General features: G+C 67.9%; 14 protein-coding genes and 1 pseudogene. 8 read left to right on the top strand and 7 right to left on the bottom strand.

The annotated features are described in order from the left end of the window. Positions 1-52 precede the first annotated feature (52 nt). Positions 53-1,486: a cardiolipin synthase gene (cls, locus tag ACUYM2_RS17010; RefSeq protein ID WP_481601515.1), complete on the top strand. Its 1,434-nt coding sequence runs from the start codon at positions 53-55 to the stop codon at positions 1,484-1,486. A 47-nt stretch (positions 1,487-1,533) separates the two neighbouring features. Here the strand turns inward: cls and pabB are convergent, their stop codons facing one another. The 3 genes from pabB to ACUYM2_RS16995 form a co-directional block, all read right to left on the bottom strand. Next, positions 1,534-3,594, bottom strand: a complete 2,061-nt coding sequence (gene pabB / locus ACUYM2_RS17005; RefSeq protein ID WP_481601131.1) for an aminodeoxychorismate synthase component I — start codon at positions 3,592-3,594, stop codon at positions 1,534-1,536. After that, positions 3,591-4,166, bottom strand: coding sequence for a low molecular weight protein-tyrosine-phosphatase (locus ACUYM2_RS17000; RefSeq protein WP_481601130.1), 576 nt, complete (start codon positions 4,164-4,166; stop codon positions 3,591-3,593). Before ACUYM2_RS17000 ends, pabB begins: the two co-directional genes overlap by 4 nt. A 119-nt stretch (positions 4,167-4,285) precedes the next feature. After that, positions 4,286-4,765, bottom strand: a complete 480-nt coding sequence (locus tag ACUYM2_RS16995) for a MarR family winged helix-turn-helix transcriptional regulator (protein WP_481601129.1) — start codon at positions 4,763-4,765, stop codon at positions 4,286-4,288. A gap of 124 nt (positions 4,766-4,889) precedes the next feature. On the opposite strand from ACUYM2_RS16995, the gene ACUYM2_RS16990 reads away from it, so the two are divergent. From ACUYM2_RS16990 to ACUYM2_RS16965, 6 genes and pseudogenes are all read left to right on the top strand, one after another. Next, a complete protein-coding gene (locus ACUYM2_RS16990; RefSeq protein ID WP_481601128.1) occupies positions 4,890-5,825 on the top strand; it encodes an SDR family NAD(P)-dependent oxidoreductase in 936 nt (311 codons plus the stop codon). 1 nt (position 5,826) lies between these two features. After that, positions 5,827-6,720, top strand: coding sequence for an amidohydrolase family protein (locus ACUYM2_RS16985; protein WP_481601127.1), 894 nt, complete (start codon positions 5,827-5,829; stop codon positions 6,718-6,720). Position 6,721: 1 nt separating this feature from the next. Continuing rightward, on the top strand, positions 6,722-7,945 hold the full coding sequence (locus ACUYM2_RS16980) for an acyl-CoA dehydrogenase family protein (protein WP_481601126.1): 1,224 nt from the start codon (positions 6,722-6,724) through the stop codon (positions 7,943-7,945). 95 nt (positions 7,946-8,040) lie between these two features. Continuing rightward, entirely contained in the window at positions 8,041-8,496 is a 456-nt protein-coding gene (locus ACUYM2_RS16975) for a MaoC family dehydratase (RefSeq protein WP_481601125.1), read from the top strand. 32 nt (positions 8,497-8,528) lie between these two features. Next, positions 8,529-9,875: pseudogene (locus tag ACUYM2_RS16970) on the top strand (MFS transporter). A gap of 42 nt (positions 9,876-9,917) precedes the next feature. After that, complete coding sequence (locus ACUYM2_RS16965; protein ID WP_481601124.1) at positions 9,918-11,507, top strand: acyl-CoA synthetase; 1,590 nt, start codon at positions 9,918-9,920, stop codon at positions 11,505-11,507. 54 nt (positions 11,508-11,561) lie between these two features. Here ACUYM2_RS16965 and ACUYM2_RS16960 read toward each other — a convergent pair whose 3' ends face one another. From ACUYM2_RS16960 to ACUYM2_RS16945, 4 genes are all read right to left on the bottom strand, one after another. Next, a complete protein-coding gene (locus ACUYM2_RS16960) occupies positions 11,562-12,185 on the bottom strand; it encodes a LysE family transporter (RefSeq protein ID WP_481601123.1) in 624 nt (207 codons plus the stop codon). An 80-nt stretch (positions 12,186-12,265) separates the two neighbouring features. After that, positions 12,266-12,817, bottom strand: a complete 552-nt coding sequence (locus tag ACUYM2_RS16955) for a dihydrofolate reductase family protein (protein ID WP_481601122.1) — start codon at positions 12,815-12,817, stop codon at positions 12,266-12,268. Between the two features lie 86 nt (positions 12,818-12,903). Further along, on the bottom strand, positions 12,904-13,719 hold the full coding sequence (locus ACUYM2_RS16950) for a methyltransferase domain-containing protein (RefSeq protein WP_481601121.1): 816 nt from the start codon (positions 13,717-13,719) through the stop codon (positions 12,904-12,906). Between the two features lie 80 nt (positions 13,720-13,799). Then, positions 13,800-14,303: a MarR family winged helix-turn-helix transcriptional regulator gene (locus tag ACUYM2_RS16945; RefSeq protein ID WP_481601120.1), complete on the bottom strand. Its 504-nt coding sequence runs from the start codon at positions 14,301-14,303 to the stop codon at positions 13,800-13,802. 176 nt (positions 14,304-14,479) lie between these two features. Between ACUYM2_RS16945 and ACUYM2_RS16940 the strand changes: the two genes are divergently transcribed. Further along, positions 14,480-16,705: an MMPL family transporter gene (locus ACUYM2_RS16940; protein ID WP_481601119.1), complete on the top strand. Its 2,226-nt coding sequence runs from the start codon at positions 14,480-14,482 to the stop codon at positions 16,703-16,705. The last annotated feature ends 83 nt before the right edge of the window (positions 16,706-16,788 follow it).

Genomic DNA, 16,788 nt, shown 5'->3' with positions numbered 1-16,788 from the left:
GGGTTCGCCTGTGCTGTGGCCATTTTCGCTGGCGGAATCGCTTCCATCCTGGATGATCCTGATCCTGACCGTCGTCGACCTCGGCATCCGCGTCCTTGCCCTTGGCATCATCCCCGGGAACCGCCGTCCCACCACCGCCATGGCGTGGCTCCTGATCATCTTCTTCGTCCCGGCCGTGGGCCTGATCCTCTTCCTGCTCTTCGGCAACTTCCGGCTCTCCCGCAAACGCCGGGCGCAGCAGGACGCGGTGAACACCCGCGTCCGCGCAGGCACCTCCGAACTGGCCATGCTGGAAAGCCGCTATGAGGGCCCGCAATGGGTGTCCTCTGCGGCGGAACTGAACAAAACTCTCGGCTCGCTGCCCATGGTGGACGGCAACCACGTGGAGCTCCTGCCGGGCTACCCGGACTCAATTAAGGCGATGGCGGCCGCCGTCCGCGAAGCCGAGTCTTTTATCAACGCCGAGTTCTACATCCTCAGCTCGGACCACATCACGGACGACCTGCTGACCGCGATGGAAGAGGCCGCCGAGCGCGGCGTCGAAGTCCGCCTGCTGTTCGACCACCTTGGGACCCTGCGGATCAAGGGCTACAGCAAGCTCATCACCCGGCTCAAGGCCAGCAAGATCCGCTGGCGGCCGATGCTGCCGCTGCGGCCGGTGCACGGCCAGTGGCGCCGCCCGGACCTGCGGAACCACCGCAAGATCATGGTGATCGACGGCGAAGTCGCCTTCACCGGTTCGCAGAACCTGATCGAGCCCTCCTACAACAACCCGCGGCACCGCAAGATCGGCCGGGAATGGGTCGAGCTGATGGCCTGCCTGCGCGGGCCCATCGTCACCACCCTCAACGTGGTCTTCGCCACCGACTGGCTCAGCGAGACCGACGAATCCCTGGAGCACCAGCTCGCGCACCGGCCCGAACTGCACGCCGGCAACACTACCGCCCAGGTGGTGCCCAGCGGTCCCGGCTTCATTACCGAAAACAACCTGCGCCTCTTCAACACGCTGATTTACTCGGCGCAGCGCAAGATCTCCATCTGCAGCCCGTACTTTGTCCCCGACGATTCGCTGCTGTACGCGGTGACGACGGCGGCGCAGCGCGGCGTCGACGTCGAACTCTTCGTCTCGGAGAAGGGCGACCAGTTCCTGGTCCATCACGCCCAGCAGTCCTACTACGAGGCGCTGCTGGAGGCCGGGGTGCGGATCTACCTCTACAAGGCCCCGTTCGTACTGCACGCCAAGCACTTTACGATCGACCACGAGGTGGCCGTACTGGGTTCCAGCAACATGGACATGCGCTCCTTCTCGCTGAACCTCGAGGTCTCGGTGATGCTCCTGGGCGAGGACATCGTGCGGCGGATCAGCGCCGTGGAGGACACGTACCGGGACATCTCGCGGGAGCTGACGCTCGAGGACTGGATGAAGCGGCCCATGGGAGTCAAGTACGTGGACAACGTCGCCCGGCTCACCTCCACGTTGCAGTAGGTACAGTGCGGTAGCGGGCCCGTGCCCGTTGTTGTCCTGGACCGCAGCTAGTCCAGCGGGAAGCCGGCGCCGAGCGTCGAGAGCACGCCAAAGGCCTTGGTCCGGATCTCCTCATATTCTTCCTGGGGCGAGGAATCCGCGGTGATGGCGCCGCCGACACCGAGGCTCACCGCGCTGCTGTGGCCCGGCCCCGGGCCCACCACCAAGGTCCGGATGGCCACCGCGAGGTCGGTGGCGCCGCTGAGCGAAAAGTAGCCGATCGCCCCGGAATAGACGCCCCGCGGGGCCGCCTCGAGCCGGTCCAGGATGGCCATGGTGCTGACCTTGGGCGCACCGGTCATGGAGCCGGCCGGGAAGCAGGCCGCCACGGCCTCGGCCCGCGGCATGCCGGGACGGAGCTGTGCGTCGATGGTGCTGACCATCTGGTGGACCGTGGCGTAGCTTTCGACCGCGCAGAGACGGCTGACGGATACGGAACCGGGCACCGCGAAGTGGCTGAGGTCGTTGCGCAGCAGGTCCACAATCATGATGTTTTCGGCCCGGTCCTTGGGCGAGGATTCCAGCTCCCGGCGCAGCAGTTCGTCCCGGGCGGCCTCGTTCTCCCGGCGCCGGGTACCCTTGATCGGCTCGGCCCGCATGGCGCCGTCAGCGTCGATCCGGAGGAAGCGCTCCGGCGAGGTGCTGGCCACGGTGAGTTCGGCGAGGCGCAGGAAGCTCGCAAACGGCGCCGGGTTGCGCCGGCGCAGCGCCAGATAGGCCTGCCACGGATCGAGTTCCCCGGCGGGCACGGTGGCCGTCAACGCCGTGGTGAGGCAGACCTCGTAGCTATTGCCCTCGGTGATTTCGTGCTGCGCCGCGGCGATCTTGGCCTTGTACTCCGCTTCGGTGTCCCTGGCGCGGAAAGCCAGGGCTGGTGCGGTCCCGTCGGAGCGCACGGCGCCGCCGCCTTCCGCGGCCGTGACCGCTGCGCGGGCCGCGGCGAGCCAGTCCCCCGCGTCCGCGGAGTCGAGCGCGAGCAGCCACACGGTGCGCTCCCGGTGATCCAGGACCACGGCGCGGCCGGCGAATATCATGCCGGCATCCGGAGCGGCAGCGGTGACGTTGCTGCCGCCCGTCTCACGCTTGAGCTCGTAGCCGAGGTAGCCCAGCCAGCCGAGCGTGAACTCGCACGGGTACTCCTCCGGCGCGCCCAGGGCGCGGCGGCCCCAGACCCCGTCGAGCCAGCGGAAAAATCCTCCCTCGGTCTGCACGGTGGCATTGCCCACGCGCACCCAGGTCCGGCCGGACCGGTGCCGGACCGACTGGCCGTGGCTGCCGCCGTCGTCCGCCAGGATGCTGAAGCGGCTGCGTTCAGCAGCCTCGCCGCCTGGACCTTGGCCGCGCCGGCCTTCTCCGGTTCCCTCGGCGAGCGAGGAATCCAGCCACACCGCGTTCGGCGAGCTGCCGTAGAGCGTTTCGAAGAGCCGGGCGGCATCCGGGGCGGCATCGATCCGCTCGGTCTTCAGCTGGAACCCGCGGCGGTCCGCAAGCTCGGGAAGCAGCGCCGGGGACAGGACCGGAAGGTACTGGAGGGCCTGCAGCACCTCGGCCGGAGCAGCGCCGTCGGCGAGGTTGAGCACCCGCACGTCGGCGCGGGAAGGAACGTCGTCGCCGGCCAGCCACTCGTCTTCCTGGCCGGCCCACTGCTCCCAGTAGGGTTCGTAGTTTGCGCCGTCGCGGGCGAGCGCCCGGGTGCGGCGGTCCTGCTCGGGGGAATCGGCCCAGACCACGGCGTCGAGGAAGGGTGCCGCGGCCGCGGCGGCGGCGCCCACGCCCTCGACCAGGACGATTTCAGCCGGCGCGGTGACGCGGGTGGCGCCGTCGTAGTGCCGTTCCCAGTCCCAGCTGACCCAGCGGGCCGGTTCGCCGCGGCGCAGCGGGGCGAGCACGGTGGCGGCGTAGCGGTCGATGCCAGCGGCCAGGCCGTTCCAGCCGGGGTAGATGTCCTCGAGATGGAAGAGCGAGACCTTGTGGTGCTCCCGGAGCCGGGCCGCGAGCTCGATGGCCAGGGTGGTCTTCCCTGCGCCGGAGCGTCCGTCGATGGCGATGATGACGGGTGCGCGGCTCATGAACTAGAGCGTACCCGCTGTCCTGTGCCGTCCGGCTGCGCCCGGTCCTGGCGTCCTGAGCCGGCCGGCCGACGCGCGGCGCGGACGTGTTCGAGGATCCCGGGGATCGCGGCGTGGATCAGCTCCCAGGTGGTGTCAAAGTCGGTGTGCCCGCCGTACCAGGGGTCCTCGATACCCTGGTCCAGCGGATCCCTGCCCGCCACGGCGGGATCAAAGCTGCGCAGCATCCGGATCTTCGCCAGCGAGGCCTGGTCCGGGGCGGCCTGGCGGAGCCAGCCGTAGTGGTCCACGTCCAGGGCCAGGACCAGTTCGCGGGACTGGAACCATTCGCTGCGCCACTCGCGCGCGACGTGCAGCTCGGAGGAGATGTTGTGGGCCGAAAGCTTCCGCGCGGCGCGGGGATCAATCGGGCGGCCCACCTCGTACGCGGTGATCCCTGCCGAGTCGACGTCGACGCCGGTCATCTGGGCTGCGGCCAGGGCCTCGGCCAGCATCAATTCGGCCATCGGGGACCGGCAAATGTTTCCGGTGCAGACCGTGATGATCCGGTACCGGCTCGGCGTTGAGGTCATGACTAAGCATGGCCGATCCGACGGCCTCTTGGCTACCCGCCGCGGCAGCTATATGACAAGTTGTGTCATATAGCTATCGCATACCGTCAAGTGCGGTCGGGCCGGCGTTGTGCCGAACCTCAGGCGGCCCGGCTCCAAAGTGCCTTGCGCAGCAGGGCCTTCAGGTCGCCGACCTCCGCATCGCTGAGGTCGGCGAGGGCTTCGGCCTCCGCCACCCGCGCGGCGGCCTCGGCCCGGCGGAACACGGCGGCTCCCTCCGCGGTGGCGGACACAATCTTGGCGCGGCGGTCCTGCTTGCCGGGAGCCCTGACCACCAGGCCGCGCTGCTCCAGCTCATCGATCAGGGCCACGATCTGGCTGGGATCGAGGCTCAGGAACTCCGCCATCTCGCGCTGCGTGGGGTCCAGTTCGCTGTTGGCCAGGGCCAGGACCGAATAGGAGCGCTCCTTCAGTCCGAACGCGGCCAGCGCGCGGTTGTTGAGGACGGAGCCGGCGGCATGCAGCTTCGCCAGCAGGAAGCCCGCATCCAGGCTGATCGACGCCGCCATGAGCTTGTCTGCCGGCCGGGTTTCCGGTGCCTCGTCTACTTCGGTCGCCATGCCCGCTCCAATAGTCCACAAAATAAATCATTGACATTTTCAATTATCCATACTTTCATGGGATGCAGACCAGCATCCCATGCCTCCGGGCGGGATGCACACGGCAGCTAGCAAAGGAGCAGCGATGAGCCTCGCAGGAAAAGTAGCAATCGTCACGGGAAGCGGCCGCGGCCTGGGCCTGGCCTACGCCCGGGAGCTGGCCCGGCAGGGCGCCGCCGTCGTGATCAACGATGTGGACGCGGCCGTCGCCGAAGAAGCGGTCCGGATTATCGAGTCCGACGGCGGGCGGGCTGCGGCAGTCGTCGCCCCGGTGGGCAGCTCCGAGGTCGCCAAGCAGCTGGTGCAGGCGGCCGTGACGGAATTCGGCCGGCTGGACATCATGGTCACGAACGCCGGAATCCTGCGGGACAAGAGCCTGCTAAAGATGACGGACGACGACTTCGACGCGGTCATCAACGTACACCTGCGCGGCACCTTCACCTGCGCCCGGGAGGCGTTCGGCTACTTCAAGGAGAACGGCATCCCCGGCCGCATCATCACCATCGGCTCGCCGACCGGCCAGCGCGGCAACTTCGGCCAGACCAACTATGCCGCGGCCAAGGCCGGAATCGTCGGCATGGTCCGGACCTGGGCGCTGGAGATGAAGAAGGCGGGGGTCACTGCCAACGCCGTGATCCCGGTGGCCGCCACGGCGATGACCAAGACCGTCCCGTACTTCCAGAAGGCCGTCGAGGCCGACGACCGCGGCGAGGCCATGCCGTCCTTCTTCCGCCACGAGCTCGGTTTCGGCACCGCCGACGACGTCGCCGGGCTGGTTGCGTTCCTGGCCTCCGACGCCGCCGCCGGCGTTACCGGCCAGGCCATCGGCGCCGGCGGGGACCGCCTGCAGCTCTGGACCCATCCCGAGGCAGCGGCCACCGAGTACCGCGAGGGCGGCTGGGGCTACCAGGACCTGGTCGACAACTTCGGCGCGCTCTTCGGCGACAAACTGCAGAGCGTGGGGGAGGAGTTCCTGCCGCTGCCCGAGGAACTGAAGCCGGAACCCGCAGAGGCCCGCTGACATGACGGCCGCACGCTACGAACTCGGCATCGATGCCGCAAAGCTCGATGCGATCGATATGCACGTCCACCTCGAGGTGGACGGCCACGGCCACGGCTCCCTGCCGGAGACGCTCACCGAGGCCTCCGCCAAGTACTTCAAAGCCACGGAGCGGACGCCGTCACTGGACCGGATCGCGGAGATCTACCGCGAACTGAACATGGCCGCCGTCGTCTTCACGGTGGACGCCCGCACCCAGCTCAAGCACGAACCCAACAGCATCCCCGAGCTCATCGCCGGGGCTGCCCGGAACAACGATGTGCTGATTCCGTTCGGCAGCGTCGACCCGCGCACCGGCACCGAGGCCATCCAGGGCGCCAAGCACCAGGCCGTGGACCTGGGCGCCCGCGGCTTCAAGTTCCACCCCAGCCTGCAGGGCTTCGACCCCTCGAACGAGCAGTTCTATCCGCTCTGGGAAGCCCTCCAGGAACTGGGCCTGCCGGCGATCTTCCACACCGGCCAGAACGGCATGGGTGCGGGACTGCCCGGCGGGTACGGGATCAAGCTCGCCTACTCCAACCCGCTCCTGCTCGACGCCGTCGCCGCGGACTTTCCGGAGCTGCAGATCATCATGGCGCACCCCTCGGTGCCGTGGCAGGACGAGGCCAACTCGATCGCCACCCACAAGGCCAACGTGTTCATTGACCTTTCCGGCTGGTCGCCGAAGTACTTCCCTGAGTCGCTGGTCCGGATGGCCAACTCGGTGCTGCAGGACAAGGTGCTGTTCGGCACCGACTTCCCACTGATCACACCGCAGAAATGGCGGGGTGCCTTCGCGGACCTGCCGCTTAAGGACACGGTCCGCCCCAAGATCCTCAAGGACAACGCCGTCCGCCTGCTCGGGCTGGAGGGCTGAGATGAGCGTTGACACGGACGTCGCCGCCGCGCAGGAGCGGCTTTACGGGGTCTGCGACTTTTACGACGCCGAATCCCTGCTCACCGACGCCGAACGCCGCGTCCTGGGCCGGCTGCGCACCTTCCTGGACGAGCAGGCCCGGCCGCTGCTCGCCGACTACTGGGAGCGCGGCGAGTTTCCGGACCAGCTCGCCCGGCCGCTGATCGACCTGGACCTGATGGAGCCGGCGGAACTGACCGGCGCCCCGGGGGCAGGACGAACAGCCGCCCGGGGCATCTACCACGGCTTCCGGATCTTCGAACTCGCCCGCACGGACGCGTCGCTGGCCACCTTCTACACGGCCCAGGCCGGGCTGTTCCGCACCGCCATCCGGGTCGGCGCCTCTGCCGAGCAGCAGGCTGAATGGATGCCCAAGGTCCTCGATTTCTCGCTCAAGGGAGTCTTTTCGCTGACCGAACCGGAATCCGGGTCGGACATCGCCGGCGGGCTTTCCACCAGCGCCCGCCGCGACGGCGACGGTTGGGTCATCAACGGCGCCAAGCGCTGGATCGGGGGAGCGGCCACGGCCGACGTGCTGGCCGTGTTCGCCCGCGACGAGGCCGACGGGCAGGTCAAGGCGTTCCTCGTGGACCGCGGGGCCGCCGGCGTGACCCTGGAAAAGATCCACGGCAAGACCGCCCTGCGGATGATGCAGAACGCGCACATCACCCTCGAGGACGTCCGCGTCCCGGAGTCGATGCGGCTGCACAACGTCAACTCCTTCCGCGACGTGTCCGCGATGCTGCGGGCCATGCGCTCCGACGTTGCCTGGATCGCCACCGGCATGGCCGCCGGCGCGTTCGAGGCCGCCTGCCGCTACGTCACGCAGCGGGAGCAGTTCGGCCGGTCGCTGGGGTCCTTCCAGCTGGTGCAGGAGAAGCTCGCCCGGATGCTCGGCAATGTCACCTCGGCCCTGTCCCTCGTGGTCAGGCTGACCGAGCAACAGGCAAAAGGCATCTACCGGGACCAGGATTCGGCCCTGGCCAAGATGCAGACCTCCCTGCTGATGCGCGAGACCGTGGCGCTCGCCCGGGAAGTGGTGGGCGGCAACGGCATCACGCTCGAGACCGACGTCGCCCGGTTCCATGCCGACGCCGAGGCCGTCTATTCCTACGAGGGCACGCACGAAATCAACGCCCTGATCATCGGCCGCGCCCTCACCGGCCACAGCGCCTTCACCCGCTGAGCCACCACCTACCGCTCGTTGACTACTGATCCTTCAGGCGGGTCCGCCCAGCCGGATCCCGCCGTCGTTCCACCCACCTACACCAGGAGCCAAAGATGCCCAACCTCGTCGTCGACTTCGACAAACTGCTCACCCTCGCCGGCACCGACCTCGGCGCCACCGAATACCGCGAAATCACCCAGGAACAAATCAACAAATTCGCCGACGCCACCGGCGATGACCAGTGGATCCACGTGGACCCGGAGCGCGCCAAGGACGGGCCCTTCGGCGCCCCGATCGCGCACGGCTTCCTCACCCTCTCGCTGATCATCCCGTTCTGGGGCGAGTTGTTCGACGTCGAAGGCGTCACCACCAAGGTCAACTACGGCCTGGACAAGGTCCGCTTCACCTCCCCGGTCAAGGTGGGTTCGCGAATCCGGATGCGCGCCACGATCGCCGAGGTGACCGAGGTCAAGGGCGGGGCCCAGATCAAGGTCTCCAACACCATCGAGATCGAAGGCCAGGAACGGCCCGCCGTCGTCGCCGAGTTCCTCGCGCGCTTCTACAAGTAAGCCCCCACCGCCCACTGCCCCAAGGAACAACGATGTCCCAAATTACGCAGCTGCAGTCCATGGACGCGGGCACGCGCCGCCGGGAGGCCCGGACTGTCATCGCCTCGAGCTACCTCGGCAGCACCATTGAGTACTACGACTTCCTGCTCTACGCCACGGCGGCCGCGGTGGTCTTCCCCAAGGTCTTTTTCTCCGGCATGGATGACTGGGTGGGCGTTGTCGCCGCCTACGGCACCTTTGCCGCGGGCTACGTCGCGCGGCCCCTGGGCGGCGTGATCTTCGGCCACTTCGGTGACAAACTTGGGCGCAAGGGCATGCTGATCGTCTCGATGCTGGTGATGGGCATCGCCTCCACGCTGATCGGGCTGGTTCCGGACGCCTCGGTGGCCGGTCCGTGGGGAGCCGTCATGCTGGTGATCCTCCGCGTCTTCCAGGGCATCGCCGTCGGCGGTGAATGGGGCGGCGCCGCCCTGATGGCGTTGGAGCACTCGGAGTCCGGCAAGCGCGGCTTCGCGGCGTCGTTCGTCAACGCCGGGGCCCCCACCGGTGCGGTGCTCGGCACGCTCGTGATGGGCGCCTTCTCCGCCCTGCCGAACGCGCAGTTCCTGGCCTGAGGTTGGCGGGTGCCGTTCCTGCTCTCCTTCGTCCTGCTGGCCGTGGGCATGTTTGTCCGGCTCAAGGTCTCGGAAAGCCCGATCTTCAAGGCCGCGCTGGAGCAGGAGGCAGCCGAGCAGGCCGAGCTGGGTGCCGCCGAGCGCCGCGAGATCCCGCTGCTGCAGGTCCTGCGTCGGCCCAAGACCCTCATCTTCACGATGCTGGCCGGGGCGGCCGGATTCGCGCTGCAGGTGGTGCTGGCAACGTTCTCCGTAACCTATGCGGTGTCCAAGGGCGCCGACCGTCAGGGTGTGCTGTACGCGTTCGCGGCGGCCTCGTTCGTTTCCATCATCTTTGTGGTCATGGGCGGCCGGCTTTCCGACAAACTGGGCCGGCGGCCCGTGATGATCGGCGGCCTGGTCCTGTTCATCGTGTACCTCGTCCCGATGTTCCAACTGCTGTCCTCGAACAACATCGGGCTCATCTTCGTGGCATTCGCGGTCGGCCTGATGATCCACTCCACATTGTTCGGCCCGCTCGCGGCCTTCGTCTCCGAACAGTTCGGCACCACCTCGCGCTACACGGGAGCCTCGCTGGGCTACCAGCTGGCCACCCTGCTCGGGGCGGGCTTTACGCCGGGGATCGTGGCGCAGATCTTCAAGGATTCCGGGCAGGACACCTCGTCCGTGGTGTGGTACCTCGCCGTCATGTCTGTCGTGTCGATCGTGTTCATCCTGCTGACCCGGGAACCGAAGAACAACGATCTGGAAGCCGTCCGGCCCTAGCCGACCCTGCAGGCATTACCGTCTAACTAGAAAGGATTTGCCGTGGAGAATCTTGGCATCGGTTCGTGGCTGCAACGGCGCAGCCCGAAGTCGGGTCCGAAGACCGCCGTCATCGCCGGAACGCGGGAGCTCAGCTACGAACAGCTCGCGGAGCGTTCCGTCCGCCTCGCGAACGCCTTCCGGGACCGCGGGGTGGGCCGGGGCGACAGGGTGGCGTACCTCGGCGAGAACGATCCGTCCTTCCTGGAGACCCTCTTTGCCGCCGGCCTCATCGGTGCGGTCTTCGTGCCGCTCAACACCCGTCTGGCTCCGCCTGAGGTCCAGTTCCAGCTCCGGGACAGCGGCGCCGTGCTGCTGGTCCACGCGGCCACGCTCGCCGGACTGGCGGAGCGAGGCTCCGCCGACACCGCGGTGCTTGCCCGCGTCGTCGTCGACGACTCGCCGGCGCCCGGCACGGCAGTGACCGGCACCGCTCCCCGTACCGGTGCCGGTCCCCGCGCCGTGGAGTCCTTCGAAGACGTGGTGGCGTCCGGCTCCCCGACCGCGCCGGACGAGCCCGTGGGCCTCGACGACGGCGCCATGATCCTCTACACCTCGGGAACCACGGGCAACCCCAAGGGCGCGCTGCTGACCCACGGCAACGTCACCTGGAACTGCATCAACGTGCTGGTGGATTTCGATTTCTCCTCCACCGATGTGGCGCTGATGATCTCCCCGATGTTCCACGTGGCATCGCTGGACATGGGCGTCCTGCCCACGCTGCTGAAGGGCGGCACCGTGGTCCTGGAACCCAAGTTTGATCCCCGCCGGACGCTGGCGCTGATCCAGCAGCACCGCGCGACCACCATCAGCGGGGTCCCCACCACCTACCAGATGCTGTGCGAGCACCCGGACTGGGACTCGACCGACCTCAGTTCGCTGAACAAGCTGACCTGCGGCGGCTCCGCGGTGCCCATGCGGGTCCTGGACGCCTACGAACGCCGGGGCCTGCGGTTCTCCAACGGCTATGGCATGACCGAAACGGCCCCGGGGGCCACCACCCTGCCCGCCGCACGGTCCCGGGAAAAGGCCGGATCCTCCGGCCTGCCACATTTCTTCACGGATGTCCGGGTGGCCGATCCCATGGACCCGGACGCCGGCCCGGCCGCGCCCGGAACCGTGGGGGAAATCCAGATCAAGGGCCCCAACGTGATCCGCGAATACTGGAACCGGCCGGAGGCCTCGGCCGATTCGTCCACCCCTGACGGCTGGTTCAAATCCGGCGACATGGGCTACAAGGACCCGGACGGCTTCGTGTTCATCTCCGACCGGCTCAAGGACATGATCATCTCCGGCGGGGAAAACATCTACCCGGCCGAAGTGGAACAAGTGATCGCCGAACTCGACGCCGTCGGCAGCGTCGCGGTGATTGGCGTGCCGGACGAGAAGTGGGGCGAGGTGCCGCGAGCCGTGGTGCTGCTGCGCGACGGCGCCCGGCTCACCGAAGAGGAGCTGCGCGGCCACCTGGAAGGCAGGCTGGCCCGGTACAAGATCCCCAAATCGGTGGTGTTCGTGGAGGAGATGCCGCGCACCGCCAGCGGCAAGATCCGGAAAGCCGATCTGCGGAAGCTGACGCCCGCGAACGGACAGTAGCGGCCCGGGCGGGTGGCGCGAACGTACACTTGCGGCCCCGTGTGTCCGCCCGGACTAGTGGATCAGCGCCAGCAGCACGCCGACGGCCATGAACAGCACCCCGAAGGTCCGGTTCAGGATCCGCTGCCCGCGGGCGTCGTGGGTGAAGCGCTGGAAGCTCTTGGCGGCCGCCGCGAAGAAGAACCACATGACCAGGATGTCGATCACGATCACAGTGGCAGACAGGACCAGGTACTGCGGCAGGAGCGGCTGGTCCGGCCGGATGAATTGCGGCATGAAGGCGAGGAAGAAGACGATCGCCTTGGGGTTGAGCAGGTTGACCCACAAGCCGCGCCGGAACATTGAGAGCGCCGGCTCGTTGCGCAGTGCGTCGGCCTTCTCCTGGTCCAGGTCGGGTTTGTGCCGGAACTGCTGGATGCCCAGGTAGACGAGGTAGGCGGCTCCGGCGTACCGGATGATGTTGAAGGCCAGCGGCGAGCTCGCCACCAGCACCCCGACGCCGAGGGCCACGATCAGGATGTGCACCACCAGGGCTGCCTGCTGGCCAAGGATGCCCCAGATGGAACGCCGGAAGCCGGAGTTCAGGGAGTTGCTCATGGTGTTGATGGCGCCCGCGCCCGGCGTGAAGCTGATCAGGACGCCGGCGCCGGCCAGGGCCAGCCAAAGGGAAAGTTGCACCTACCAAGTTTACGTTTCCCGCGGGGGCCGCCGGTTCGATGACGCGGCCGGCACCCCGGCCAGCCGCCGACGGGGCCCGGTCAGGCCTGGCGGAGGCCGTAGCTGAGAATCATGTTGCCTTTGCTGGTCTGCTGGGACGACTGCAGCTCAAGCCGGGTCAGCGGATCTCCGTCGCTGAAGAGCCGCCGGCCGCTGCCTGCGATCACCGGATGGACGATCAGCATCAGGCTGTCCAGCAGGCCCGCGAACAACAGTTGGCGGACCAGCGAAATGCTGCTGAAGATCCCGATGTCGCCGCCGGCGCCCTGTTTCAGGTCCGCGACGAAGTCCTCCAGCGGGCCCTCGATCAGCCGGGAGTTCTGCCATCCGAGGTCACCGGTCAGGGTCCGGGACGCTACAAACTTGGGCAGTGGGTTGATGAACCCGGCGAAGTCGGCGTCGGCTTGGGCGTTCGGCCAGTACTCTGCCCATTGCTGGTACCCGACACGGCCGAGGAGCCCGGTGTCGATCCGGCCCATCATCTCGCCCATCCCGGCCCCCAGCTCCTCGTCGAAGCTGTCGAACTGCCATCGGAACGGGTCCTCAACCACCCCGTCCACGGAACTGAACAGGCCGGCCGTCACCTTGCGCATGGTTTCTCCTCGCTGCTGGGTCTTTGAATGCACCCTAGCGGGAGTTTGGAAAGCGCGGAATGGCTGACGTGAACCTGCTTTGTCGCTCAGGCCCGGGCGATCACTTCGCCATTGGGGATCAGGAACCACCCGTCGTCCGTGGAACCCCAGCGGTGCCAGCCCGCGGAAATCCGGGCCAGATCCGCGGCGGTGGCGAAACCGTACTCAAGCGCCTGGTCCGCGAAGGCCGAATGCAGCACGCGCTCGCCCCAGACCCGGGCCTGCCAGCGCCGCTGCTGCCCGGTCGCGTAAAGCCAGTTGCTGCTGGACGGCGCGACGTCCGTGAACCCGGCGGCCTGCGCCCAGGACACAAGCCGCCGCCCGGCGTCGGGCTCGGCGCCGTTCCGGCGAGCGATCCGCTGGTAGAGGTCCATCCACTCGTCCAGCTCGGGGACTTCGGGGTACCAGCTCATGCCGTGGAAGTCGGCGTCGCGGATGGCCACGATTCCGCCCGCCTTGGCCACCCGGCGCATTTCCCGGAGGGCGGCTACCGGATCGGTGAGGTGCTGCAGCACCTGGTGGGCGTGGACGACGTCGAAGGTCTCGTTCGGAAAGTCGAGATCGTAGAGGTTGCCGGCGACAAAGCGGACGTTGGCCACCCCGCGCTCCGCGGCCAAGCTGCCGGCCTGTGCGATGACCTCGGTGGAGCGGTCAAGGCCGGTCACCTCCCCGGGGGCGACGAGCGCGGCGAAATCGCACGTAATGCTGCCGGGTCCGCAACCGACGTCGAGCACCGAAACCCCGGGGGTCAAATGCGGGAGGACGAACGCCGCGGAGTTCTCCGCGGTCCGGGAGGCGTGCGCGCGGACCACCGATTCGTGGTGGCCGTGGGTGTAGACATCGTCGGGCTGCTCGGCACTCATAAGGAAAACCTACGCCTCCCGCGCCCGGGACGGGCCCAACCAACGGGCACTTGTTGCCGTTTGGTCCCGTCAAACGCCCTCTATTGGGGGTCAGCCGGGGCGGCGGCGGCTTCCTCGCCCGCGCGGACCGTGGCATCGATCATGGCGTGCAGGAACCGGGTGGCGATTTCCAGCTCGGCCGGGGTGAACTCCTCCATGGCGGCCCCCATGTGCCGGGCGAGCGGCAGGAACATGGCGCCGCCGTCGCGGTACGCCTTGGGGGTCATCCGGAGCTGGACCTGCCGGCGGTCCGTTCCCTGCCGTTCACGGACTACGTGTCCGGATTTGTCCAGCCGGTCGATCAGGGCCGTGGTGGCGGGCGAGCTGAGATGGAGTTCCTTGCGCAGCACGCCCGGTGTCACGACCTGGTTCCTCGCGGTGTGCTGCATGATCACGGACAACGCGTTGAGGTCGGTGCGGTGCATGTCGTTCCGGGCGCCTGCCGAGTCCGCGTAGCGGTTGGCTTCGAGGCTGAACTCCTGAAGCAAGCTGACCAGCGGTGGGGGACCGGCGGCGTCAGGGATTGCCGGCATCTCAGTTGACATTGCACCCTTCCTGCTCGGCGCCCCGGGAGGCCTGCGCGGTTAGCGCCTTCCGGAGTTTACTCCAGCCCTTCAGCCTTCAACGTCAAAATCTTTCTAGACTGTCACTTATATCGATGATGGAGATAATCTATGATTTACTAAAGTCTACTCCGCACCGCCACCCCGAGAAGGACGCCATGAAACACAGCCGGCAAGACTCCACCCGTGTCCCCTTTTGGCTGCGCTGGCTGGTTCCCGTGGTGCTGGTGGTCGCATGGCTCGCCATCGCCGGCATCGGCGGCCCCACGTTCGGGCGGCTCAGCGAGGTCTCGTCCAACGACCAGGCGTCGTTCCTTCCCGCAGGCGCCGAAGCCACCGAGGCGCAGGATTGGCAGGCCAAGTTCCGGGACTCCAAGGAGATCCCGGCCGTCATTGTGATCGAAAGCGATACCGCGTTCACCCGGGCCCAGCTCGGCGAGGCAGCTGCCCTGAAGGGCAAACTCGAGGCCCTGCAGGTCGGCAGCACAGTGATCGGACCCACCCCGTCGGAGGATGCGAAGGCGGTGCAGTTCGTGGTGCCCATCGCCTCCTCCGATGAAGTCAAGGACGTCATCAAGGAGCTCCGGGACGAGGTGAAGTCCTCCGCTCCGGAGGGCATGCAGACCTTTGTCACCGGCCCGGCCGGGCTGACGGCAGACCTCGTCAGTGCGTTCGCCGGCATCGACGGCATCCTGCTGCTGGTGGCACTGGCGGCGGTCTTCCTGATCCTGCTGGTGGTTTACCGCTCGCTGCTGCTGCCGATCGCCGTGCTGTTCACCTCGGTCTTCGCCCTCTGCGCCGCCATCCTGCTGGTCTTCGGCATGGCGAAGCTGGGCTGGATCCAGCTCAACGGCCAGAGCCAGGGCATTCTGTCCATCCTGGTGATCGGCGCCGCCACCGACTACGCGCTGCTCTATGTGGCCCGTTTCCGCGAGGCGCTGACCCACACCACCAACCGCACGGGCGCGGCGCTCACGGCGTGGAAGGCCGCCTGGGAGCCGATTCTGGCCTCCGGTGCCACCGTCATCATCGCGCTCCTCTGCCTGCTCTTTTCCGACCTCAACTCGAACAAGGCCCTCGGCCCGGTGGCGGCCGCAGGCATCCTGTGCTCGCTCTTCGCCGCACTGACCCTGCTGCCGGCGATGATGGCGCTGCTGGGCCGCGCCGCTTTCTGGCCGTTCCGCCCCAAGTTGCTCCCGGAGACCGAACGCGAGCCGGAACTCGTCACCGGCCTCGAGGGCCAGAAGGGTATCTGGCGGGCCACCGGGTCCCTCGTGTCCCGCCGGCCCCGCACGGTCTGGACCGCCTCCGTGCTGCTGCTCCTGGTGGCATCCGCCGGTGTGCTCCAGCTCAAGGCCAACGGCGTGCCGCAGACCGACGTCATCCTCGCCGCCTCCAACGCGGTGGACGGACAGGACGCCCTGGCCCGGCACTTCGACGCCGGCTCCGGCAGCCCCGCCGTGATCGTCGCCGACGAGGCAAAGGCGCAGGAGGTACTCGACAAGACCAAGGCGAGCGACGGCGTCGGGGATGCCTACCTGTTGGCCGAAGGCAACGTGCCGATCGTCCCCGGCGCCCAGGGTGCGCCCGGCGCTCCGGCTGCTCCCACCGCCCCGGCGGTCCGGGACGGCAGGGTGCTGATCAACGCGACGCTGAACTACGCTGCGGACTCCAATGAGGCCGAAAATGTCGTGGTAAACCTGCGGCAGGAACTGAAGAAGATCGACGGCGGTGCCCTCGTAGGCGGGGTGACTGCTACAGCCCTGGACACGAACACCACTGCCCAGCGCGACCTCGTAACCATCATCCCCGTGGTCCTCGCGGTGATCCTGGTGATCCTGATGCTGCTGCTGCGTTCGGTGCTGGCACCGGTCCTGCTGGTCGCCTCGGTGGTTCTCTCCTACGGCGCTGCTATGGGCGTCTCCGCCGTCGTCTTCAACCACATCCTCGGATTCCCGGGAGCCGACGCCACCGTCCCGCTATTCGGCTTCGTCTTCCTCGTCGCGCTGGGCGTGGACTACAACATCTTCCTGATGAGCCGGGTCCGCGAGGAGTCCCTCAAGCACGGCACCCGGCCCGGCATCCTGCGCGGCCTCGGCGTCACCGGCGGCGTCATTACCTCGGCCGGTGTGGTCCTGGCCGCCACCTTTGCGGCGCTGAGCGTCATTCCGATCATGTTCCTGGTGCAGCTGGCGTTCATCGTGGCGTTCGGTGTGCTGCTGGACACCGTCCTGGTCCGGTCCCTGCTGGTCCCGGCGCTGGCCTACGACATTGGCCCGCGGATCTGGTGGCCGAGCAAGCTGGGCCGACCCGCGGCTGATGCCGCGGTGCGGGACCTGCCGGCTGCCCCGGAGCCGGAATCCGCCGAAGCCGGCATCCGCTAGCCGGTACTCGGCCCGCGGGAACTCCGCCCGCCGGAGCCCCGCCTGCCGGAACCCCGCCTGCCGGAACCCCAAGCGCAGCCGCC

The organism is Arthrobacter sp. SD1074B (assembly GCF_056780195.1).
Note: the sequence above shows the minus strand (reverse complement) of the source record. Positions and strands in the feature narration are given on the sequence as shown.

What these genes read in the sequence shown, in the direction of transcription:
- ACUYM2_RS16975 (WP_481601125.1), top strand. Translation starts at nt 8,041, where the DNA reads ATGCCCAACCTCGTCGTCGACTTCGACAAACTGCTCACCCTCGCCGGC.
- ACUYM2_RS16990 (WP_481601128.1), top strand. Translation starts at nt 4,890, where the DNA reads ATGAGCCTCGCAGGAAAAGTAGCAATCGTCACGGGAAGCGGCCGCGGC.
- ACUYM2_RS16940 (WP_481601119.1), top strand. Translation starts at nt 14,480, where the DNA reads ATGAAACACAGCCGGCAAGACTCCACCCGTGTCCCCTTTTGGCTGCGC.
- ACUYM2_RS16950 (WP_481601121.1), bottom strand. Translation starts at nt 13,719, where the DNA reads ATGAGTGCCGAGCAGCCCGACGATGTCTACACCCACGGCCACCACGAA.
- ACUYM2_RS16995 (WP_481601129.1), bottom strand. Translation starts at nt 4,765, where the DNA reads ATGGCGACCGAAGTAGACGAGGCACCGGAAACCCGGCCGGCAGACAAG.
- ACUYM2_RS16955 (WP_481601122.1), bottom strand. Translation starts at nt 12,817, where the DNA reads ATGCGCAAGGTGACGGCCGGCCTGTTCAGTTCCGTGGACGGGGTGGTT.
- ACUYM2_RS17000 (WP_481601130.1), bottom strand. Translation starts at nt 4,166, where the DNA reads ATGACCTCAACGCCGAGCCGGTACCGGATCATCACGGTCTGCACCGGA.
- ACUYM2_RS16945 (WP_481601120.1), bottom strand. Translation starts at nt 14,303, where the DNA reads ATGTCAACTGAGATGCCGGCAATCCCTGACGCCGCCGGTCCCCCACCG.
- ACUYM2_RS16985 (WP_481601127.1), top strand. Translation starts at nt 5,827, where the DNA reads ATGACGGCCGCACGCTACGAACTCGGCATCGATGCCGCAAAGCTCGAT.
- pabB (WP_481601131.1), bottom strand. Translation starts at nt 3,594, where the DNA reads ATGAGCCGCGCACCCGTCATCATCGCCATCGACGGACGCTCCGGCGCA.
- ACUYM2_RS16980 (WP_481601126.1), top strand. Translation starts at nt 6,722, where the DNA reads ATGAGCGTTGACACGGACGTCGCCGCCGCGCAGGAGCGGCTTTACGGG.
- cls (WP_481601515.1), top strand. Translation starts at nt 53, where the DNA reads ATGATCCTGATCCTGACCGTCGTCGACCTCGGCATCCGCGTCCTTGCC.